Raw genomic sequence first — 20,066 nt, 5'->3', positions numbered from 1 at the left:
CACTGAGCGTTCAGACGCGAGGACTCCCGGCCCTGCCGCGACCTTCACCAGCAGGGATGCTGGTGAAGAGCCCCCAGGGAAGGGTTCACGGCGTGTCGCGGCAGGGCCGGGCGCCCCCGCGTCATGGCACGAACCAAGCCGTCTCCTTCTGTTTGAATTCGCAGCGACCCGGCATGGTCCTACAATCAGACCTCCCTCACGAACGCCAACCCGACAGACGTATACGGATAACCATGGAACTCCCGCATCCGCGGTCGCGTCTCGTCCCAGTCGACAGAGAGGTCCAGCGCTCCATCAAGACGCAGGCCCGGCACATCCAGAAGGTAATGTTCCAATAGCCGGGCATCGTAAAACCCCCAATCCACCGGAAATCGCTCCCCATCCTTCTCGTAGAATATTTCCGCCTCCGCATCGTCATAATAATCAGTGGTGATCAAAAGGCGCCCGCCCGGCCGCAACACCCTGCGCAACTCTGCGAGAGCAGCCGGCGCCCCCTCGTGGCCCAGGTGTTCAATGACCGAAATACAAAACACCCGATCAAAACTTCCATCCGGAAATGGAAGCTCAGTCAGTTCGCCGCGACAGTAATCCACCGGCACCTGATGCGCCTCGTTCAAGCCTTCAGGCGGATGCAGATCGAGAGCCGTAACCGAATAGCCATTCTTCGCCAGGTAAACCGGAAAAATCGACGCACCGCAGCCCGCGTCCAGCACGCGACAGCCCGGTTCCAGCTGAGCACGGCTCAACGCCCAGGGATATTCCCAGCGTTTACCCGGATGCAGGTAGGAAATGGATTCCCGTTCTGTGAGCGTGTCCAATTCATCCAGTACCGCCGCAAAATCGGGGCTGGTCAACTCCTCCAGATCGAGGAGACGATTGGGTGCGCGATCCGTCATGCTCCCTCCCGAGTTATGAAAATGAAAGCGGCCGTAATTCATCGGCCAAGCCTGGATCAGGGATCACTGAGCAGAGGCCTCGTAGGCAGACCCTCCCGGTCTTCCGAACTGCTGGCCAAGAGCTGCTCCACCTTCTCCTTCACCTGATCGACAGAAACCGTATTGATACAGCTCTCATGAGCAATCAGACAACGCGCTGCATGCACGCACTGCGGTGGACCAAAAGTTTCCTGCAACCGGTACCCGCAGGGGCGATCACTGGCCACCGCTACCGAATCCGGAGGCTGATAGATGTGAGCCGCAGTGGGACCAAAAATCCCCACGGTTCGGGTGCCCACAGCCGCGGCCAAATGCATCAGCCCCGTGTCGTTGCTCAGAAAAGCCCGACAGGACGCTGCGAGCGCGGCCGTTACTTGAAGATGAACGGGCGCGACCGTTTTCAGCCGGTCACCCGCCGTGCGAGCCCCCAGGGCCCTGCGAAACTCGTCCTCATTGTGATCCATGCCGAAGATAAGCACGCGCTCCCGCGCATCCCGCGTCAACCATTCCACCGTATCCACGACCCGATCAAGGGGCCAGCGCTTGAGCGGCGATGAAGCAATCGGCGCAATGCCGATCGGCCCTGGGTCGGAAAGCCCCTGCCATGGGCCCAGATGTTCCTTCGCCTGCTCCCATGCCTCGTCGGGGATATGGAGGCCGGGGGCGGGCGGCCCCGGCTGGCGCGAAGTATCCAGCTTCCAGATCTCGGCTGCAGCGCGCCAGATCGCCGTGATCCCCTGGCCGCTCTGAGGATGACCGGCAAGCGGGGGCTTTGGCGCCGAGTTGTACCAGGGAACCCCCGAGCCGGTCAGGGTCTGCTGTATGCCGTACACCGCGTGAAACGGATCGAGAATGGCCTCGAAATGCTGACTGCAAAACCAGCGCTCAAACTCCTCCCGATTGGCCTCGTCGCCCGGATCCCCCCAATGCTCGAAACCAAAATCGTGGACAGAAATGAGGGCCTGAAAATCCGGATCGCCCTCGAACAGCTCCAGCGCCGGCAGGGCCCCGAGCAAGTGAATTTCACTATCCGGGTACGTCCGTCGCAAGCCCCGCAACGCGGGCAACTCCATAACCACGTCGCCGATCCCGTAGCGCAGGCAGAACAATATCTTTTTCCCGTGAATCATTGCGAGCTCGCTTCAGTCCGGAAGTGGGGCTCGAGCATGGTGCTGCTGTCAAAGGTGATCCGAATGCTGCCCGATTACCGCGTTCAGCTCCGTAGTGGTGAACTCCCGGGTCTCCTTCTCGATCGGACAGGGTTTGCAGAGATAGAACTCTGTGCCGGGCCGGCTCAAAACATCCATTCCACAGGTGCGCAACATGGCTTCGACGCAAGCGTGGTTCGGTGCCCACCAGTTGGTCGGGTCATTGGCAAGCCGCCCCTCAATGAAGGACATTTTCGGCCAGCCCGGATCCAGCATGTAGTCGCGGTCGTTCAGCCCCAGCCCGTCCGTATGCTCGAAAACCTCCTCGCCGGGCATGGTCATGGTTTGCAGGCACAACAAGTGTTTGGTTCTGCTGCAAACGATGTCCAGTGCCAGCAGTGGATACCGCAGGTGGTAGAGCACGCCCAGAAACAGCACCAGATCGTAACGCTCGTTACTGTGCCCCAGGTCGTAAACCTGCTGCTGGCGGAATTCGATCTTGTTTTTCAGTCCGAACTTCTCGGCCGCCCATCGCGCCTGCTTGAGATAGTGGGGATTGCTGTCGATGCCCGTCACGTCCGCACCCCGGCGGGCCAGTTCGAGACTGTAGAATCCGGCGTTACAGCCGATGTCGAGCACGGACCATCCGTCCAGACGGGACGGCAGCGAAGGCTCCAGCTCCTGCCACTTGTAGTTGGGAAAGTCGCCCAGTTCGTGATCGGGTGCGGTCTGGGTTCCATCCGGCAGGTGCAGGTTGTGAAACCAGGGGGCGAGGGCGGCCGCTTCCCGCCAGGTGGGGCTCACATAATTGTCCGCGGAATACGCGGAGGTCGAACCTTGGTTCTTGCTGGTTGCCATTGTTTCATCCTTCTTTCAGCTCATGAGCTCAGGCCGGGCCCGGCGGACCCTCGCCTGGCGGGTGATCACTGGGTGACTTTGCACCCGGATCGAACATCGTTAGCGCCACAGCAATCGATAACGCCTCGGCAATCGTTAACGCCACAGCAATGTCCCGGTGTTATTGATGCAATGGACCCGAGGCTCTCCGGGCCCCAGAGTGAGGAGACTCATGGAGGCCGGGGCGATGCTCAGGCGATTGATAAAATCCAGGGGTAGGCCCATCGCGTAGGCAAGAATCGCGCGGATGGGATCACAATGTCCGACCACTGCAATCCGTCCATCGGGCAATTCCGCCTGCAGCGTTTCCAGGCTCTGCAGCATGCGAAGCTGCGCTTCCACCAGCAATTCGCCTGCCGGAATGCGGTAGGTACTGCGGTGGCGGTTATACAGCTGCCAGTACGGGTCGCCGTCCAGCTCGGCGGGTTGGCTTCCGGTCCAGCGTCCGTAGTCCAGCTCCTCCAGGCCGGGTAGAACTCTGGACTCCAGGCGGAACGAGTCCGCGAGCGGCGCGGCGGTTTCCTGGCAGCGCTGCAAGGGGCTGGTACAAAGCAGATCCGGAACAAAGTCGCCAAGGCGGGCGGGTAAACGGGCCGCCTCTCGCTGACCGGCCGGGCTGAGAGCAATGCCCGGAAGGCGGCCGCTCAAGGTGTGCCCGGTATGCTCGGTGTGTCCATGGCGAATCAGCAGAAACGTAGTCACGACCCCGCCGCGTTGCTCAGAGGCCAGGAGGATCTTGTTGATTCCGGGACGTAGCGCTCCACCACCTCGGCGGCAAACATCCCGAACTCCGTAACGTCCAGGGGCGGGCTGGTGTGGCAATCGCGCTGGCCGCGGCTCGGGGGCGTGAAGCACAGGGTTACGGTTACGTCGAACTCCTGCAGGGCAGCCATTTGCCGGTCAAACCATTCCGTCGCACCCGGTCGGTGCCAGTCGGCCCAGCTGATGCCGGTACGCAGCCGTTTGACGCCCAACTCCCGTAATCGGTCCACCGCAACGTCCAGTCGATTATCGTTGAAGTGAAACCACTGGCAGATCCCGAACACCGGGTCGAAGCAGTCGAAGGCCGGTTTGCGGGTGCCGTCCTCGCGAATGAGCCCCATGTGGAAGTGGCGGTAGTAGGACGATCCCTCCGCCTCTTTGTGGCGCGTAGTGGCGCCCCACTCAGCAGGCAGGTCGAGCAGGCTGTACCAGTAGACCCTGTCCACCTGATCGCCCAGCAACTCCAGGGTGCGCTGAAGACCGAAAACCTGCACCTCGTCGGCCCCGAATGTGGACACACCCACCTCGGCAACCCAGACCGGACACTGAGCCACGTCTTCGATTTCCTTGACCTTGTCCGGCCACTCGTTGATCTTCCAGTGATTCCAGTCCAGGGGGAAGCCGTGAACGGCAACCGCATCGACCGCATCGAGGGCACCGTGACTGCGCATCAGCCGGATGAAATTCGGATCAATGGGGGACACACCGCCCAAAACCAGGGGAAGCTTCGGCGCGCGGGCGCGGATGGCATCCGCCCCGCAGATGGCCAGATCCGCAAACTGGCGCCACTCCGGGTCCATTGTGAAATCCCAGTGGGAGAGATTGTTGGGTTCATTCCAGAGCTTTATCGCTTCAATCATTCCGTCTCCAGTTTGCTGCCGGACGTGCCGCCGCCTGCGCTCACCTTCGCGGGCTTGCCGCTGTCGGTCAACTCGCTCTTGCGGGCGCGCCAGCCCTCATTGATGAAGGCTTCCGTAAGCCGGTATGCGGTTTCATCGCTGATCTGTTCCAGGGGATGCTTGCAAAAATAGGCGGAGGGCGCGCGAAGTACACCGCCCATTTTCCTCTCCAGCGCCAGTTTGCAGCAGCGCACCGCGTCGATGGCCACGCCCGCCGAGTTCGGGGAGTCCTCCACCGACAGGCGCAGCTCCAGGTTCATGGGCACGTCGCCGAACAGACGGCCCTCCATGCGAATGAAGCAGACCTTGTTGTCCCCCTGCCACGGTACGTAATCGCTGGGGCCCACGTGAATCTGGTCGTCCGGCAGGCGGCGGCCTGCGGCGGACTGCACGGCCTCGGTCTTGGAGATCTTTTTGGTACTGAGTCGCGCCCGGTTGAGCATGTTGAGGAAATCGGTATTCCCGCCCGTATTCAGTTGATAGGTGCGATCCAGTTGCACCCCCCGGTGGTGAAACAGTTCGGCGAGGGTGCGATGGGTAATGGTTGCGCCCAACTGGGCTTTGATGTCGTCCCCGATGATGGGCAGGCCCGCCTGGGCGAAGCGGCCGGCCCAGTCGGGGTCGCTGGCGATAAAGACAGGAATGTTGTTGATGAAGGCGCAGCCGGCCCGAAGGGCACATTCGGCCCAGAAACGGGTGGCGGATTCGGCCCCCACCGGTAGATAGTTGAGCAGAACCTCCACGCCTGCGTCTCGCAGTTGGCGCACCACGTCGGTCTGCTCCGGTTGGGCCCAATCGGACACGACAAAACGGCGCGCGTCGGGATACTCCCGCATATGGTCCGGCACGCCATCGAGCAGGGGGGCCATCTGCACTTTGACACCCGTGGGTGGAAGATCGGCACAGAACTGCTGGGTACAATTGGGCGGAGCAAACATCGCCTCGGCCACGTCCTTGCCCACCTTGCGGGCATCCACGTCGAAGGCGAGGGCCACCTCCAGATCCCCCGGCCGGTAGCCGCCAATTTCCCAATGCATCAAGCCCGCGGGAGTTTCCGCACCGGAGTGCGCGGACGAGTCGGCGGGATCCTGCTGCCTGCGGTAGTACTCGACTCCCTGCAGCAGCGAACTGGCGCAATTGCCGACGCCCACAATGCCGACCCGGATTCCTTGCATAGGCGAATGCCTCCCCTGGGTTGTCTATCTGAATTTCATCCAATATCGCAACTGCAGAGCAGGATTCGGGCCAGCCCCATGGCGTTCGCGCATTTGTCGGAATGACGCGTCGCGAAAAAAATGCCGGCGGCGGGGAGAAAAAAATGCACAGCTGCTGTAAACGTTACAGCTGCACAGGGCGAGGGGGCTGGGCTAGGGACTGGCGGGGGGCCGCAGGTGGGAAACGATGGCCGCGTACAGGCGCGCGGGTAAAATGGGTTTGGAAAGACAGTCGATTATCCCCGCCTCGTAGTATCGCTGTCGGTCGTCTTCCACTGCATGGGCGGTCATGGCGATGATGGGTGACTGGTAGTGAATCGGCAGCGCCTTGATCGCCTGGCTCGCTTCGAAACCATTGAGATGGGGCATTTCTATGTCCATCAAGATGAGGTCAAAAGCGTGCGTACGTTTACCCAGCAGGTCCAGCGCCTGGCGGCCGTCGGCGGCCACGGTCATCACGACGCCGATCTTCTCCAGCATCGCCATGGCCACTTTCTGGTTAACCGGGTTGTCCTCTACCAGCAGGACGTGCCTGCCTTTGAGGCACGCGTAATCACTTCCTTCCCGACTCATTCCTTCCCGGCCCATTGCTTCCCCGCGTGGATTCGCCGGATCCGCCGGCCGGTCGAACACTGGTTCGAGGCAGGGAATGGTGACCCGGAAGGTGCTGCCACGCCCTATGTGGCTGGAGACCTCGATTTCACCTCCCATCATCCGAATCAGCCCCTGTGCGATGGCAAGCCCCAGACCAGTGCCCCCATACTGGCGGGTGGGGGAACTGTCCCCCTGGGTGAATGGATCGAACAAGCCATCAATCTGATCCGCGCTTAGCCCGATGCCCGTGTCGCTTACCTGGAAATCCAGCAGGTCCTGACCGGGCGCTTCCCTTATCGAGACGCTGAGTGCTATGCGGCCCGCACGGGTAAACTTGCAGGCATTGCTCAGCAAGCTGTGCAGAACCTGTCGCAGGCGCACCGTATCCCCCAAAACCGAGGCCGGAAGGCTCCGCGCGACATCCATCTCAAACTCCAGACCCTGTTGCGCTGCCTGGGTCCGAAAGGGGGCTGCGCTTTCCGTAACCAGCCGACGCAGATCAAACCGGTGCTGTTCCAGCCTGACCTTGCCCGCCTCGATCTTCGAGAAGTCGAGAATATCGTCAATGATGTGTAACAGGGATCGCGCAGCGGCATCGATGTCTTCTACATAGGCTCGCAGTTCATCGCTTGGCGAAGATTGCATGGCCAGGTATGCGATGCCGATGATGGCGTTCATGGGTGTGCGGATTTCGTGGCTCATGCGCGCGAGAAATTCGCTCTTTGCCAGATGAGCGGACTCCGCCTGTTGCCGGGCGAGTGTGAGATTGGCCTGGGTTTTTTTCAAAGCCGTAATGTCTGTGAGTGTGCCCATGGCGCGCAGGGGTTTGCCGGTATCATCCCGCTTGATGATCTTGCCGCGCATCAGAATCCAGAGGATGTTGCCATCGCGGTCAATATGGCGATTTTCGAAGGAGAATTCGCTGACGCTTCCGTCGCTTAGCCCGCGGGCATGGTCGAGCACGTTCTGCCGGTCTTCGTAATGGATGTTGTTCAACATCATCGGACCAAAGCCCGTCGGGCATTTACCCGTAAACCCCAGCATGCGGTAATAGTGGGGGCTGACGTAGACGGTCTGATCGGGGATATTGAGTTCCCAGAGGCCGTATGAAGCCGCTTCCATGGCGAGTTGAAACTGTTCGCGACTCGCCTCCAGTTTGTGCTGAATTGCCTCCTTCACTGCCACCATGCACAGGGAATCTGCCAGAATCCGCGCAGCGCGCTTCTCGAGCGATTTCCAGCGGCGCGGCTCAGCGCTGTGACAGACCAGATAGCCGTATATCCTGCCGCCGTATGACATGGGCATTATGATCTGGGCGCGGGTTCCCGAAGCACGGGCGAGGTCAAGAAACCCGTGATACTCGCTCTGTTCTTCGATGTCGTGTACGAAGTGCGGTCGCCTGAAATCCGGCAAAGGCACCATCTGCCGGCTGCTCAATTCGCTGATGGCTTGCACCCCAGGCTGCTGCCACTCGGCATATACGGGCGCCCCGTTGTTTTCGTACACGCGAATGAAGCAGCGGAGCAAACCCAGGCGCTCACAGAGGGCAGCCAGGGTGTTGACCACCGCATCCTTGTCGCAGCGATTGAACAGCTCGCCGTTGATCGCCAACAGCCAGCGTTCCAGCTCGGTGTGGGCGCTGGCATTCTGCTCCACCCTTCGGGACGTACTTACATCCACGGAAACCGCGGCAAGTCCGTCCGCGCGCCCGTCGGAATTGCCTTGGAGAACCCGCAGTCGCGTCCTTAAGGTGCGCGGTTCCCCCGTCGGCGTGTGAACCTGATACTCGCACTCCACGTCCGTGGCCGACTCGATGCATTGTTCGAGTAGCGCGGTGACCCGACTCCATTCTTCGGCGGACATCACGTCCGGGTGTCCGAACACGTTGATCAGGGGCAATTGGTCCCGGTTGTAGCCGAGCCGCTGCAGCAGATGTTTGTTGTGATAACGCCAGCCTTCAGCCCGGCTCCATTCACAAAAGGATTCACTGGTATGCAGAAACAGTTGGTTCAAGGCTTCCTGGTGGCGGAGTTGGCGCTCGTCGCGCGCAATGCGTTGCGCGGTCGAGACCAACTGCATTGCGAAGCGTCGCAGGTGCGTGAGCAGGTCCGCATTCTCCGTCCGCTTCAGAACCAGGATCGCCGCTTGTCGATCCTCACCGTTCAGGCGGAGCAAGCAGCAATCACCCGCAGCGGCGAACGGCAAAGTACCACTCGGCTGCGGAACGCTGGCCTGCAGTTGCTTGAAAGCCGGGTGATCGCTTTCGAGTTGCCCCGGCAGATCCGCGGCGTTCTTTCCCGCCCGCGCGAGCGCGTAAAACTCAGCTGTGCCCTTGCGCCGTTGCCGGAACTGATAGACGCCGAACAGGGGGGCTCCAAGTGCATGGCACAGTTCGGACGCGATGGTCCGGGCTTGCTCCGGCCGCGTGGCCCAGGCCAGGCGGGTGCAGGCGCGGATTACCGCAGCGGCCATGGGTTCGGCGGGCAGCCTCATCGTTCCCCATCTCCCGGAGCCATCCAGATTTCGCTCAGCACCCGGGCCAGTTTTCGGGGGTTCACCGGCTTTGCCACGTGTTCGTTCATCCCTGCGGCCATGCAGCGCTCTCGGTCGCCGCGCATGGCGTGCGCGGTCATGGCGATAATGGGAAGACTGTGAAAACGCGACTGACGGCGAATACGCCGGGTCGCTTCCATGCCGTCCAGAACCGGCATCTCGATATCCATGAGAACCGCATCGAAATGCCCGGGCTCCACGGCGTCGAGCAGGTCAAGCGCTTCCGCGCCGTTCGTCGCGGTGGAGGTCTCGGAGCCGAGCTTGTGAAGAATGCCCAAAGCCACCCGCTGGTTGACTGCGTTGTCTTCCACCAGCAGAACCCGTCTGCCTTCAAAAGTACGGTCCCATTGCGCCAGTGACTGCAAGGAGTCCTCGCCATCATGCAAATGCTTTGTGCCGTTCTCCGTCGGGTCCTGTTTGAAGACGGTGGTAAATTCAAAGGTGGTTCCCTGGCCCGGTTCGCTGCGGCACTGGATTGATCCGCCCATTATCGTTACCAGGTGCTGGCAGATGGCCAGCCCGAGACCGGTACCGCCGTATTTGCGGGTGGTGGAGTCTTCAGCCTGGGTAAAAGGCTCGAACACTCTGGCGATCTGTTCTTTGCTGAGGCCAATGCCGGAGTCCTGCACGGAGAAATGCAATCTGCGGGTCTCCGTGTGCGGGTCCTTGCCGGCGAGCCGCGCTTCCAGTCGAACTGTCCCGCCCGTGGTGAATTTCAGTGCATTGCTGAGCAGATTGGTCAGTACCTGTCCCAGCCGGTGTTTGTCGCCCAGGAGGTAGCGCGGAAGGTCGTCGGCCATCTGCAGCTGCAGCTGGTTACCGCCCTGGGTGGCCCGCGTTTGCATGAGTTTGACGGTGCGCTCCAGTTCCTCTCTGAGATTGAAGCGCTCGCTGACAATGGAAAGTTCTCCGGCTTCGATCAGGGTGAAATCCAGGATGTCATCGATGATATGGAGCAGGGATTTGGCGGCGGCATCGATGTCCTCCATGAAGCCCCGTTGCTTGGTGTCCATAGCGGCGTCCAGGGCGAGGTAGGCCATCCCCATGATTGCGTTCATGGGGGTGCGAATTTCGTGGCTCATGCGCTCCAGGAACTCGCTCTTGGAGCGATTTGCCTCTTCCGCGATTTGTCGAGCTTCGTGCAGTTCCGCCAGCATGGCTTTTTGCTCGCTGATGTCGATGTTCACTCCCACCAGACGTAACGCGTGTCCCGCCTGGTCGCGCTCCACCACCTTGCCCCGGGACATCATCCAGATGAGCGACCCGTCTTTTTTTACATGCCGCAGCTCCAGGTCGATGGTGTCCGTTTCCTGCTCCAGCCGTTGCTGCCTGAACAGGTGGTGGTGATCGTCCGGATGGATGTAACGGAGGATTTTTTCCAGCGGTATCGCCCGATTGCGGCGCGGATAGCCGAGTCGCTCATAGAAATGCGGGCTGTAATAAATCGTATCGGCCACGCAGTCCTGGTCCCACAGGCCGTAGGTTGAGCTTTCCATGGCAAGTTGAAAGCGTTCATCGTTGGCTCGAAGCTCGTCGAGCAAACGCGCGCGCAGGACGGTCATGTGCACTGCGTTGGTTATCTCCCGGGCGACCCGGAGTTCCGCTTCGGTCCATTGGCGCTCCGTATTGCTCATGAGACTGAGATAACCGGTCAATTGGTTCTCGTGGATCATCGGATGAGTCACCACCGCCTCGACGCCGATGCTTTGATAACGCTCCCTGAGCCGCTCATCCATGGGCTGTCTGGCCACATTGGCCACCACATAGGTGTTGCCGAGAGCCACCAATTGGCCCACCCAGCCGACGCCGGAGAGGGAGCTCAATTCCGGGTAGAGCTCGGTCAGGGACTGGAGTCCGCGCCGCCACCATTCACCGGCCAGATTGCAGCGTCGCGTCTCGGGATCCACGACCCGTATGGTGCACCGATCGATGCCAAGGTAGCTGCCGACCTCCCGCAACACCGGCTTCATGGCTTCGAAGTCGTCGCAACTGAAAATGCTGTTGACCTTGGCCACCAGCCACTTTTCCAGATTGGCTTTCTCCACCGCCTTGCGGGCCGCCATGCGGATCCCGGTGATGTTGCGGGAGATGGACACCAGTTCGTGGGTGCCTCCGCCCGGTGCCTGCCGGGTGACCGTGACCTCCGCCCGGTACCAGCGCAGGTCGCCGCCGGGGCCGACCGCGCGATAGTCATGCTGATAGCCGAGGCCGCTTTTCAGGGTTTTTTCAAATAGGCGGGCCCCGAGTTTCCAATCCTCGGGATGCATCGGGTTTTTGGATGCTTCGGCCAGAACATCGATCTGGTCGCGCTCGTAACCCAGCTCCACGATGCTGTTTACGTTGTGGTAGTGCCAGCCGTCCTCGATATGCCAGCTGGAGTAGACGGAATCCGAAAAACTCAGCACATTGTTGAGCTTCTCGATGCGCGATTGAGTGGCCCGCCGGCGCAGGCCCGCACGAGCGGCGGCCAGAAGGAGGCCCACGATATTGTGCAGGATCGGGCCATGGGGAACTCCCTGCAGGTTGCGGACCCCGGCCAGCGCCATGAAGCCCGGCTCGCAGTCAGGGGACGAGCCGATGACAGTAAGGCCCGGGTTTCCGTTCTCGCCAAACAGAGCGGTTCTCAGCGCGGGGTCGTCGCTGGTTTGAACTCCGCCACCGAAGAGGGTTGAGAGTGCTGGCGATCCGTCGATACGGATCTGGCCAAGAGCGAACTGGTGTGGGCTCCAGCGGCACAGAGACACCGGAACGGAGGCGTCCTGTACCCCTAGTACGATGTGGCTGGCGCCCAGATTACGGGCGCAGATTTCCAGGGCTCGTTCCAGGGCGCTTTCGCTTTGGGCAGCCGCCAATCGTTCGGCAATCTCGAAGAAGAGGTCGGTCGCGCAGGTCTGGTGTTCACGTTCCCCGACCTCAACGGTGTCCGCCTCTGCCTCGATTATTGTTGTGTCCCCGTTGCTCATTGCTTGTCCGGCATCAGTACCCCGGGCCTTCCGCACAACGGCCCCTGTATTTTTAGTGTAGCCAAAAAGCGGTCCAGCACACCCGCTCCTCACGCGGGGAGCAATATTGTTTGAAAATCCGTCGATATTAGGACGTGCGTTCCGTTTATAGGGGTTCTCAGGTAAAAGTGTAGGATGGCATCAAGTAAATCTGGTCCTGCGAGGGACAGACGTTGACGGCGCGAACCTGCCAGTTTATAGTCCCTCCACAAATTCTTCCAAGGGTCGTGGAAATACTTTCCTCATGAACAGCTGTCGCTTCCTCAAAAGCCTTCAGGCTTCCGCACCGCTGGCCGCGATCCTTTCGGGCGACCGACTGCTGCCGCTGCGCGGCAACTAACGATCCTCCTCCAGTCTCCATCCATTAATTCTTTTCATTTCACGTCTCACCTTGGGTGAGCGTCAAGACATTCGGGCCACGTGCAGGCCCCGATCGGAGTTGAACTCATGAGCGCAAAAGAAAAACTCGTCATTTTCGACACCACTCTCCGGGACGGGGAGCAGAGCCCCGGTGCTTCCATGACCCGGGATGAAAAAGTGCGCATCGCCAAGATGCTGGAGAAGATGCGGGTGGACGTCATCGAAGCCGGTTTCGCCATTGCCAGCCCGGGAGATTTCGAAGCGGTGCAGGCTGTGGCGCGCGCCGTCAAGGATTCCACCATCTGCAGCCTGGCGCGAGCAGTCGGGCCCGACATCATCCGCGCCGCGGAGGCGCTGAAGGACGCCAACGCTCCGCGGATTCACACCTTCATTGCCACTTCGCCCATTCACATGAAGTACAAATTGCAGATGGAGCCGGAGCGAGTCGTCGAACAGGCGGTGGATGCGATAAAGCACGCACGCAACCATGTACCCGATGTGGAGTTCTCCTGTGAAGACGCGAGCCGCTCCGATTTCGAGTTTCTCTGCCGCATCATCGAAGCTGCCATCGACGCGGGGGCCAGCACCATCAATTTGCCGGACACGGTGGGCTATGGCGAGCCGGGAGAGTACGGTGCGCTTTTCAAGCGCCTGATCGAGGCCATTCCCAACTCGGACAAGGCCATATTCTCAACCCATTGCCATAATGATCTGGGCCTCGCGGTGGCCAACTCCCTGTCTGCGGTCATGAACGGTGTGCGGCAGGTGGAGTGCACCATCAACGGCCTGGGCGAGCGCGCCGGCAATGCCTCGCTGGAAGAGATCGTGATGGCGGTGCGCACGCGCAAGGACATTTTCCCCGTGGAGACCGGCATTGTGACCGAGCACATCGTGCCCACCTCCCGCCTGGTGGCCAGTGTCACCGGCTTTGCAGTGCAGCCCAACAAGGCCATCGTGGGCGCCAACGCCTTCGCTCATGAAGCCGGCATTCACCAGGATGGGGTGATGAAGCACCGGGAGACCTACGAGATCATGAGCGCCCAGGACGTGGGTTGGACCAACAACCGCATCGTTCTCGGCAAGCACTCTGGCCGGGCAGCGGTGAAAGCCCGCTTTGAAGAACTGGGCGTGAGCTTTGAATCTGCCGCTGAACTGAACGCTGCCTTCGAGCGATTCAAGGAGTTGGCGGACAAGAAAAAGGAAGTGTTCGACGAGGACCTGCAGGCAATCGCCGGGCGGGTGTTCGAGAGCCAGGTGGAAGAGCGTTACCGCTTCAAGAGCCTGGAAGTGATGTCCAAAACCGGCGAGGTGCCCACGGCCACGATCAGTATGAGTGTGGCCCAAGATGGTGGTGATAAGGTCCATACTGCGAAAGCCGAAGGCAGCGGGCCCGTGGATGCCACCTTCAAGGCGATCGAACAGGTGGTTGCCTGCGGGGCGGACCTGCAGCTTTATTCCGTCAATGCCATCACTCAGGGCACCGACTCCCAGGGAGAGGTCACTGTGCGACTGGAAAAGGATGGCAAGATCGTCAACGGCACTGGCGCGGACACGGATATTGTCTGTGCCTCCGCGAAGGCGTACATTCACGCCTTGAATCTGCTGGTGTCTTCGGACGAGAAGCTGCGTTGGCAGGAGCCGGGCGTTTAGGAGGCTCTTGGGCAAAGCGCCCGGAAGGCAGCAGTACTCCCCTTTCTGCCCGGTGGGAAGATCGGTACGGCACCCGCAATGGCAAGTTCTATAGGTTAATGCAGTGGTCAACGAGGCAAGCCGCAGGCACTACCTGCACGCCCTGGGCATCGAGAGCTACGTGCCGCGATTTGTGCTGCCCGGCGCGGCTGAGTCGCCGATCCTGCCGGACGAGCCAGAGGTGACCCCCGTTCCCGCCGAATCCGGCCCCGAACCGGTTGCCGCCAATCAGGCAAGGGTGGTCTCCGAAGCCGCATCAGCGACGGGTACGAAGCCCTCACCAGTTGCCGAAATCCTGGGCCCTGAACCGGACAAGAAAAAGGCCCGCCCGCAAAGCGAACCCGGGGTGCCGCGCGGTACACAGCATCGCTTTCAGCTTGGCGCCTGGCGCATCGACAGCGACGTGGTGGTGCTCGATAGCCGCCAACCCAGAGCGGCGTTGCCGGTGGAATCATTGCTGAGTAATATCCGGGCGGCGCTGGGGTTCGGAGGCACTCCCCTTGCTCCTCCCGAGCAGCTGCGCTGGCCCCATGGTGAATCCATGAATATCCCGCTGGAGCAGAGTGTGGTGGATGCCCGCGCCATGGTGCACGCTTATCTCGCAGCTCAGTATGAAAAGCAGCCCTTTCGTACCGTGCTGCTCATGGGGGGCAGCGCGACTCGCCACGGTTTGGCGGCGACCGATTCCGAGGGGGCGATCGCCGACGCAGGTGGCTGGAACGGCAAGGCCATGGCTGCCCTGCTGGGGCGAAGTTTCGAACTCGACCTGGGAGGCGCGATCGCGGTTTGCGCCATTCCCCTGCCCAGTCTCGCCAACCTCCTGCAAAAGCCCGAACTGAAGGGCCGTGTCTGGCAAGCCATTCGGCACCTCAAGGCGGACTGATCGACGTGAGCCATCTCGAAACCTCGACCGGTCTGGGTTTGCGGGTCCGCCCCATGACTGACTCGGACCTGGATGCGGTGCAGGCCATCGAGATGCGCGTTCATTCCCATCCGTGGCAACCTCGCTCCTTTGTGGACTGCCTGAAGTCCGGCCATCTTGCGTTTGTCGCGGAACAGGTCGGGAGCCGCGAATCACAAATTGCGATTGCGGCCTATGCGCTCGCCTCGGTGGGGGGAGGCCAGGCGGACCTCCTCAATATTGCCGTGGCTCCAGAGCTTCGCCGCAATGGGATCGCACAAGCGCTGCTGCTGTATCTGACCGAGCAAATTCGCGGGCGGGCCGACACTCTGTTTCTGGAGGTGCGCATCTCCAACGACCCGGCCATTCAACTCTATGAAAAACTGGGCTTCAATCAGGTGGGTTCACGCCCCAACTACTACCCGGCCGTTGGCGGGCGGGAGGATGCCCTGATTCTGGCGCTTGAGCTGCCGGGCTAGCGCGCTGCACGGGGTTGCGCCCGGTCGGGTGTTATACTCCCGCGCCCTTCAACGATTTTCTGAATACGGCTCCGAATTGACTTCGCCCCTGCAAGCGACATTGATCCACGGTTCTGTGGCTGGCCATCTGCGCACCATGGCGCTGCCGATGGTGTGGGGGCTGCTTGCCTCCATGTCGTTCAACGCCGTGGACACCCTGTTCGTGGCGCAACTGGGCGAAGGTCCGCTGGCGGCGATGGCCTTTACCTTCCCGGTCATCATGGTGGTCACCAGTATTGCCATCGGGCTTGGGGCCGGCGCCTCCTCGGCCATCTCCCGAACCATCGGGGCCGGCGATGATGACAAGGTGCGGCGGCTGGTGACGGACGCCATCACCCTGGCCACTCTGATTTCAGTGGCGGTTTGCGTATTGGGCTGGTTTACCATCGACCCCCTGTTCGTGGCCTTGGGGGCAACGCCGGACCTGCTGCCTTTTATTCACGACTACATGGCCATCTGGTATCTGAGCGCGCCTTTTCTAATGGTGCCCATGATCAGCCTTTCAGCCCTGCGTGCGCTGGGGCAAAGCCACATTCAGGGGTCCTTGATGGTGGCTGCCGCTGTCCTCAACGCCATTCTCGACCCCCTGCTCATCTTCGGGCTGGGCGGTTTCCCCCGCCTGGAGATTCAGGGCGCTGCTATCGCCTCCCTGGTGACCCGGGTGATGACCCTTCTGGTGGCCTTCTACGTTCTCCACAAACACTTCCGTGTTTTTGTAAGCCCGCTGGCCGGCTGGCGGCAGTTGCAGGCTTCCTGGCGCACCGTCTTCCACGTGGGGCTGCCGGCCATTGCCAGCAATCTCATCATTCCGGTGGCCAGCGGTATCACCGTGAAGCTGGTGGCGGGCTACGGAGTCATTGCTGTGGCCGGGCTCGGAGTCGCGTTGCGCATTGAGCCCATTGCGCTGATTGTGTTTTACGCGCTGTCCGGTGTGGTGGGACCCTTTTGTGGTCAGAACAAGGGCGCCGGCCACTACGACCGCCTGTTCGAAACCCTGCGGGTAATCACCGTGTTCTGCCTGCTGTTTGGCTTCGCCATGGCTCTGGTGCTCTGGCTGTCCGGCCCCTACGTGGGCCGACTGTTCAGCGACTCGGAAACGGTGCTCGAGGTGGTCACCCTGTACCTGGCCATCGTGCCGGTCAGTTACGGCGCTTACGGCCTGGTGATGTCGGTAAACGCCATGTTCAACGGTCTCGCCAAACCCGTCCCGGGCCTGGTGATCTCCTTCCTCCGGGTCATGGGCGTCTACCTGCCCCTGGCGTTCGCGGGCATGTGGCTGTGGGGCCTGACCGGGCTTTTCGTGGCTGCGGCCCTTTCCAATGGTGTGGTGGCCCTCATCGCCCACTTCTGGCTGAGCAATACGATGCGCGCTGAGGCCGGTCAGCATGAACTCGCCGAGGCGCCGCAGAAGACCTGAGCCGAACCCGCTGGTGTGCAGGCGACGGCCCCCCGCGCTTCGGTGTGAATCAAGCCTGCAGATCACTTTGCGGCAGCGCCGGGTACTGCTCAGCGATTGAGCACGGCGCCCGGATAAGCGACAATGGGCGGTTCCCCAAACGCTCTGCTGCAGAGCGGCACCCGATCAGTACAGAATTGAAATCAATGTCGAGTATAAAGTCAGCAGTTGGCACGCGCAGAACATTCGCCATCATTTCCCACCCGGACGCCGGTAAGACCACCATGACCGAGAAGCTTCTGCTTTTCGGCAACGCCATTCAGGTGGCGGGCAGCGTCAAAGGCAAAAAGGGGCCCCATGCCAAATCCGACTGGATGACCATGGAGCAGGAGCGGGGCATCTCGGTGACTTCGTCCGTGATGCAGTTTCCCTACCGGGAACGGGTGGTGAACCTGCTGGATACTCCCGGGCACGAGGACTTTTCCGAGGATACCTACCGCACCCTGACGGCGGTGGACTCCGTATTGATGGTGATCGATGGAGCCAAGGGCGTCGAAGAGCGCACCATCAAGTTGATGGAGGTCTGCCGCCTGCGGGATACACCGATTGTATCGTTCATCAACAAGATGGACCGCGACATTCGCGACCCCATCGAGGTGATGGACGAGATTGAGAGCGTGCTGAAAATCGAGGCCGCCCCCATCAATTGGCCGATCGGCATGGGCAAGGGTTTCAAGGGCGTCTACAACCTGTATACGGATACCATCCACGTGTTTCAGAAAGGTTCCGGCCACGCGATTCCCGAGGATGTGCAGATTCAGGGCCTCGACAGCGCGGAAGCGAAGGATCTGCTGGGGGTTTACGCCGACGAGGTCAAGGACGAGATTGAACTGGTGCGCGGTGCAACGCACGAGTTTGACCTGGAAGCTTATTTGTCCGGCCGCCAGACGCCCGTCTTCTTCGGCACCGCTCTTGGCAATTTCGGCGTGCGGGAAATGCTGGACAAGTTTGTGGAGTGGGCCCCTGCGCCCCTTCCGCGTGAGACGGACCAGCGCCCGGTCAGCGCCGACGAAGAGAAGTTCAGCGGTTTTGTCTTCAAGATCCAGGCGAACATGGACCCCCGTCACCGGGATCGCATCGCCTTCCTGCGGGTCTGTTCCGGCCGCTACACCCGCGGCATGAAAATGCGCCATGTGCGCACGGGCAAGGACGTGAAGATTGCCGATGCGGTGACCTTCCTCGCCGGTGATCGTAGCAATGTGGAAGAAGCCATTTCCGGTGATGTGATCGGCCTGCATAACCACGGCACAATCCAGATCGGCGACACCTTCACCGACGGAGAGGGTTTGAAGTTCACCGGCATTCCCCACTTTGCACCGGAGCTGTTCCGGCGCATTCGGCTGGCTGACCCGCTGAAAACAAAACAACTGCAAAAGGGATTGCAGCAGTTGGCGGAGGAGGGGTCTACCCAGGTGTTCTTTCCCTTGAAGAACAACGACATCATTGTGGGCGCAGTGGGGATGCTGCAGTTTGAGGTGGTGGCCTACCGTCTCAAGGACGAGTACAAGGTGGACGCCATCTACGAGAACATCAACGTTAACACGGTGCGCTGGGTGGAGTGCGACGATCCCAAAGTCCTCGCCGAGTTCAAGCGCAAGGCTGCGGACAACCTGGCCGTGGACGCAGGAGGGCACCTGTCTTATCTGGCCCCAACGCGGGTCAACCTGAGTCTTACCGAGGAACGCCATCCGGACATCGATTTTCGGGCGACCCGCGAACATTGATCCCAAGTTTGATATGCGTGGCCTGGTCGCGTCGGCATGTCCGGGCCCCGTCGTTATTGATGTAGCAAGTCACAGATAAAAACGAATGGCAGATCTAAACGAAGAGTTTTACAAGCAGATTCCCGATACATTCCCGCGCACCAACCATCCGTGGCTCAGTCGCTGGGGCAAATGGGTCTACAGTCGTCTGGGATGGAGTTTCCAGGGGGAGGTTCCCGAACTGAGCAAGGCGGTGGTGATTCTGGCCCCGCACACCTCCAACTGGGATTTTTTCATCGCACTCATCGCAAAGTTCGCGCTGAACCTGAAGGCCTCTTACGTGATGAAACAGGAAGCCTTCTTCTGGCCCTTCAAGAATTGGCTGATTCGCATCGGCGGCATTCCCATTGATCGTACGCAACCCAAACGCATTGTTTCCCGCGTGACCCGGGAATTTCGGGAGAAGGACAGCATCTGGCTGGTGATCACGCCCGAAGGTACGCGCAGGAAAGTGGATCGTTACAAGACCGGTTTTGTGCGGATCGCCCATGCGGCAGGGGTGCCGGTGATCGTGGTGGGCCTGGACTTCAGTCGCAAGGCCATCGTGTTCTCCCGGGTCGTGAGCGCCACCGGCGACCACGATGCAGATGCCGATGCGCTCTATCATTTCTGCCGCGATAATTTCCGGGGACGCAATCCACAAAATCAGTAGATGACCCTGACCGGGGCTTGGTTCTGGCACCCATTTGAAGCAAGATAGGAGAGCGGGACCGGTGCGTCACATGCCTTTCCGGGCCCCGCCGGGCAGTTCCGGCCGGAGATTCAAATGCAATTCGCCACACAGAACAAAGACCTCATCTGGGACCTGGACGCTTTTCAACAGCGCCAGCGGGCCATTGATTTCGTAATGTCCTTCGAAAACAAGCTCTGTGTGTACTCCAACTCGGTGGAGCAGCTCTACACCAACTACAATCTGTTTTTTCCCAAGGAGGAAGATCGAAAACTGGTCATCCTTCCCAACCCCTACGCCCACCACGACAGTTACAACGGGGTCCCGGAGTCCGCCATTGTGGCAACCCGGCTCAACATTGTGCCGGGGCAGATGTTCGGAAAGTCCGGCACCTACATCACCATCCCTTTCAAGAGCGGCAAGACCCGGTATCGTGCGGTTCCCTTGCAAGTGGGGCTGCGGGTGCTGAATCAGCACCGGGGCCCGGGCAAGCCCCTGCTTCCCGTGCTGGTGAAGGGGGATCTGCGGGAACTCAATGCCACAACCCCGTGCCTGCACCTGCACTCCATCAACCTGGACAAGCTGACCGACCTTTCGATGCTGGAGCGGCAAAGTATCCGACAGGTTATTCTGGAGCGTCTGGCCCTCATCAGCTGATTTGGTGGGAGACCGGCCACAAACAAAAAAGCCGCCCGAGGGCGGCTT

General features: G+C 60.7%; 15 protein-coding genes. 7 read left to right on the top strand and 8 right to left on the bottom strand.

Annotation, left to right across the window (positions count from 1 at the left end; translation table 11 throughout):
- Positions 1 to 185: 185 nt before the first annotated feature.
- The 8 genes from ACURWW_RS07390 to ACURWW_RS07355 all read right to left on the bottom strand — a co-directional run bounded on the left by ACURWW_RS07390 (position 186) and on the right by ACURWW_RS07355 (position 11,965).
- Positions 186 to 896, bottom strand: coding sequence for a class I SAM-dependent methyltransferase (locus tag ACURWW_RS07390; protein WP_445616161.1), 711 nt, complete (start codon positions 894 to 896; stop codon positions 186 to 188).
- A gap of 56 nt (positions 897 to 952) precedes the next feature.
- Positions 953 to 2,065, bottom strand: a complete 1,113-nt coding sequence (locus ACURWW_RS07385; protein WP_445616160.1) for a glycosyltransferase family 9 protein — start codon at positions 2,063 to 2,065, stop codon at positions 953 to 955.
- A gap of 48 nt (positions 2,066 to 2,113) precedes the next feature.
- Positions 2,114 to 2,941: a TIGR04290 family methyltransferase gene (locus tag ACURWW_RS07380; RefSeq protein WP_445616159.1), complete on the bottom strand. Its 828-nt coding sequence runs from the start codon at positions 2,939 to 2,941 to the stop codon at positions 2,114 to 2,116.
- A 135-nt stretch (positions 2,942 to 3,076) separates the two neighbouring features.
- Complete coding sequence (locus ACURWW_RS07375; protein WP_445616158.1) at positions 3,077 to 3,682, bottom strand: histidine phosphatase family protein; 606 nt, start codon at positions 3,680 to 3,682, stop codon at positions 3,077 to 3,079.
- Complete coding sequence (locus ACURWW_RS07370; RefSeq protein ID WP_445616157.1) at positions 3,679 to 4,602, bottom strand: hypothetical protein; 924 nt, start codon at positions 4,600 to 4,602, stop codon at positions 3,679 to 3,681. The genes ACURWW_RS07375 and ACURWW_RS07370 overlap by 4 nt, the downstream gene beginning before the upstream one ends.
- The gene (locus ACURWW_RS07365) at positions 4,599 to 5,816 is read right to left on the bottom strand and encodes an inositol-3-phosphate synthase (RefSeq protein WP_445616156.1); all 1,218 of its coding nucleotides are present in this window, start codon (positions 5,814 to 5,816) and stop codon (positions 4,599 to 4,601) included. The genes ACURWW_RS07370 and ACURWW_RS07365 overlap by 4 nt, the downstream gene beginning before the upstream one ends.
- Positions 5,817 to 6,008: 192 nt before the next feature.
- Positions 6,009 to 8,942 carry an ATP-binding protein gene (locus tag ACURWW_RS07360; protein ID WP_445616155.1) on the bottom strand — a complete coding sequence of 978 codons (2,934 nt, stop codon included), beginning with the start codon at positions 8,940 to 8,942 and terminating at the stop codon, positions 6,009 to 6,011.
- Positions 8,939 to 11,965, bottom strand: coding sequence for an ATP-binding protein (locus ACURWW_RS07355; RefSeq protein ID WP_445616154.1), 3,027 nt, complete (start codon positions 11,963 to 11,965; stop codon positions 8,939 to 8,941). The genes ACURWW_RS07360 and ACURWW_RS07355 overlap by 4 nt, the downstream gene beginning before the upstream one ends.
- A 486-nt stretch (positions 11,966 to 12,451) precedes the next feature.
- Between ACURWW_RS07355 and ACURWW_RS07350 the strand changes: the two genes are divergently transcribed.
- The 7 genes from ACURWW_RS07350 to ACURWW_RS07320 all read left to right on the top strand — a co-directional run bounded on the left by ACURWW_RS07350 (position 12,452) and on the right by ACURWW_RS07320 (position 20,018).
- Complete coding sequence (locus ACURWW_RS07350; RefSeq protein ID WP_445616153.1) at positions 12,452 to 14,014, top strand: 2-isopropylmalate synthase; 1,563 nt, start codon at positions 12,452 to 12,454, stop codon at positions 14,012 to 14,014.
- A gap of 103 nt (positions 14,015 to 14,117) precedes the next feature.
- Positions 14,118 to 14,936: a hypothetical protein gene (locus ACURWW_RS07345; protein WP_445616152.1), complete on the top strand. Its 819-nt coding sequence runs from the start codon at positions 14,118 to 14,120 to the stop codon at positions 14,934 to 14,936.
- A gap of 5 nt (positions 14,937 to 14,941) precedes the next feature.
- Positions 14,942 to 15,433, top strand: a complete 492-nt coding sequence (rimI, locus tag ACURWW_RS07340; protein WP_445616151.1) for a ribosomal protein S18-alanine N-acetyltransferase — start codon at positions 14,942 to 14,944, stop codon at positions 15,431 to 15,433.
- 100 nt (positions 15,434 to 15,533) lie between these two features.
- Positions 15,534 to 16,889, top strand: a complete 1,356-nt coding sequence (locus tag ACURWW_RS07335) for an MATE family efflux transporter (RefSeq protein WP_445616150.1) — start codon at positions 15,534 to 15,536, stop codon at positions 16,887 to 16,889.
- A gap of 185 nt (positions 16,890 to 17,074) precedes the next feature.
- Positions 17,075 to 18,652 carry a peptide chain release factor 3 gene (locus ACURWW_RS07330; protein WP_445616149.1) on the top strand — a complete coding sequence of 526 codons (1,578 nt, stop codon included), beginning with the start codon at positions 17,075 to 17,077 and terminating at the stop codon, positions 18,650 to 18,652.
- Positions 18,653 to 18,737: 85 nt separating this feature from the next.
- Complete coding sequence (locus tag ACURWW_RS07325) at positions 18,738 to 19,343, top strand: 1-acyl-sn-glycerol-3-phosphate acyltransferase (RefSeq protein WP_445616148.1); 606 nt, start codon at positions 18,738 to 18,740, stop codon at positions 19,341 to 19,343.
- Between the two features lie 114 nt (positions 19,344 to 19,457).
- Positions 19,458 to 20,018: a hypothetical protein gene (locus tag ACURWW_RS07320; RefSeq protein ID WP_445616147.1), complete on the top strand. Its 561-nt coding sequence runs from the start codon at positions 19,458 to 19,460 to the stop codon at positions 20,016 to 20,018.
- Positions 20,019 to 20,066 lie beyond the last annotated feature (48 nt).

The sequence above is a fragment of the Gilvimarinus sp. F26214L genome, from assembly GCF_054401055.1.
Note: the sequence above shows the minus strand (reverse complement) of the source record. Positions and strands in the feature narration are given on the sequence as shown.

What these genes read in the sequence shown, in the direction of transcription:
- ACURWW_RS07390 (WP_445616161.1), bottom strand. Translation starts at nt 896, where the DNA reads ATGACGGATCGCGCACCCAATCGTCTCCTCGATCTGGAGGAGTTGACC.
- ACURWW_RS07385 (WP_445616160.1), bottom strand. Translation starts at nt 2,065, where the DNA reads ATGATTCACGGGAAAAAGATATTGTTCTGCCTGCGCTACGGGATCGGC.
- ACURWW_RS07380 (WP_445616159.1), bottom strand. Translation starts at nt 2,941, where the DNA reads ATGGCAACCAGCAAGAACCAAGGTTCGACCTCCGCGTATTCCGCGGAC.
- ACURWW_RS07370 (WP_445616157.1), bottom strand. Translation starts at nt 4,602, where the DNA reads ATGATTGAAGCGATAAAGCTCTGGAATGAACCCAACAATCTCTCCCAC.
- ACURWW_RS07365 (WP_445616156.1), bottom strand. Translation starts at nt 5,816, where the DNA reads ATGCAAGGAATCCGGGTCGGCATTGTGGGCGTCGGCAATTGCGCCAGT.
- ACURWW_RS07360 (WP_445616155.1), bottom strand. Translation starts at nt 8,942, where the DNA reads ATGAGGCTGCCCGCCGAACCCATGGCCGCTGCGGTAATCCGCGCCTGC.
- ACURWW_RS07355 (WP_445616154.1), bottom strand. Translation starts at nt 11,965, where the DNA reads ATGAGCAACGGGGACACAACAATAATCGAGGCAGAGGCGGACACCGTT.
- ACURWW_RS07350 (WP_445616153.1), top strand. Translation starts at nt 12,452, where the DNA reads ATGAGCGCAAAAGAAAAACTCGTCATTTTCGACACCACTCTCCGGGAC.
- ACURWW_RS07330 (WP_445616149.1), top strand. Translation starts at nt 17,075, where the DNA reads ATGTCGAGTATAAAGTCAGCAGTTGGCACGCGCAGAACATTCGCCATC.
- ACURWW_RS07325 (WP_445616148.1), top strand. Translation starts at nt 18,738, where the DNA reads ATGGCAGATCTAAACGAAGAGTTTTACAAGCAGATTCCCGATACATTC.
- ACURWW_RS07320 (WP_445616147.1), top strand. Translation starts at nt 19,458, where the DNA reads ATGCAATTCGCCACACAGAACAAAGACCTCATCTGGGACCTGGACGCT.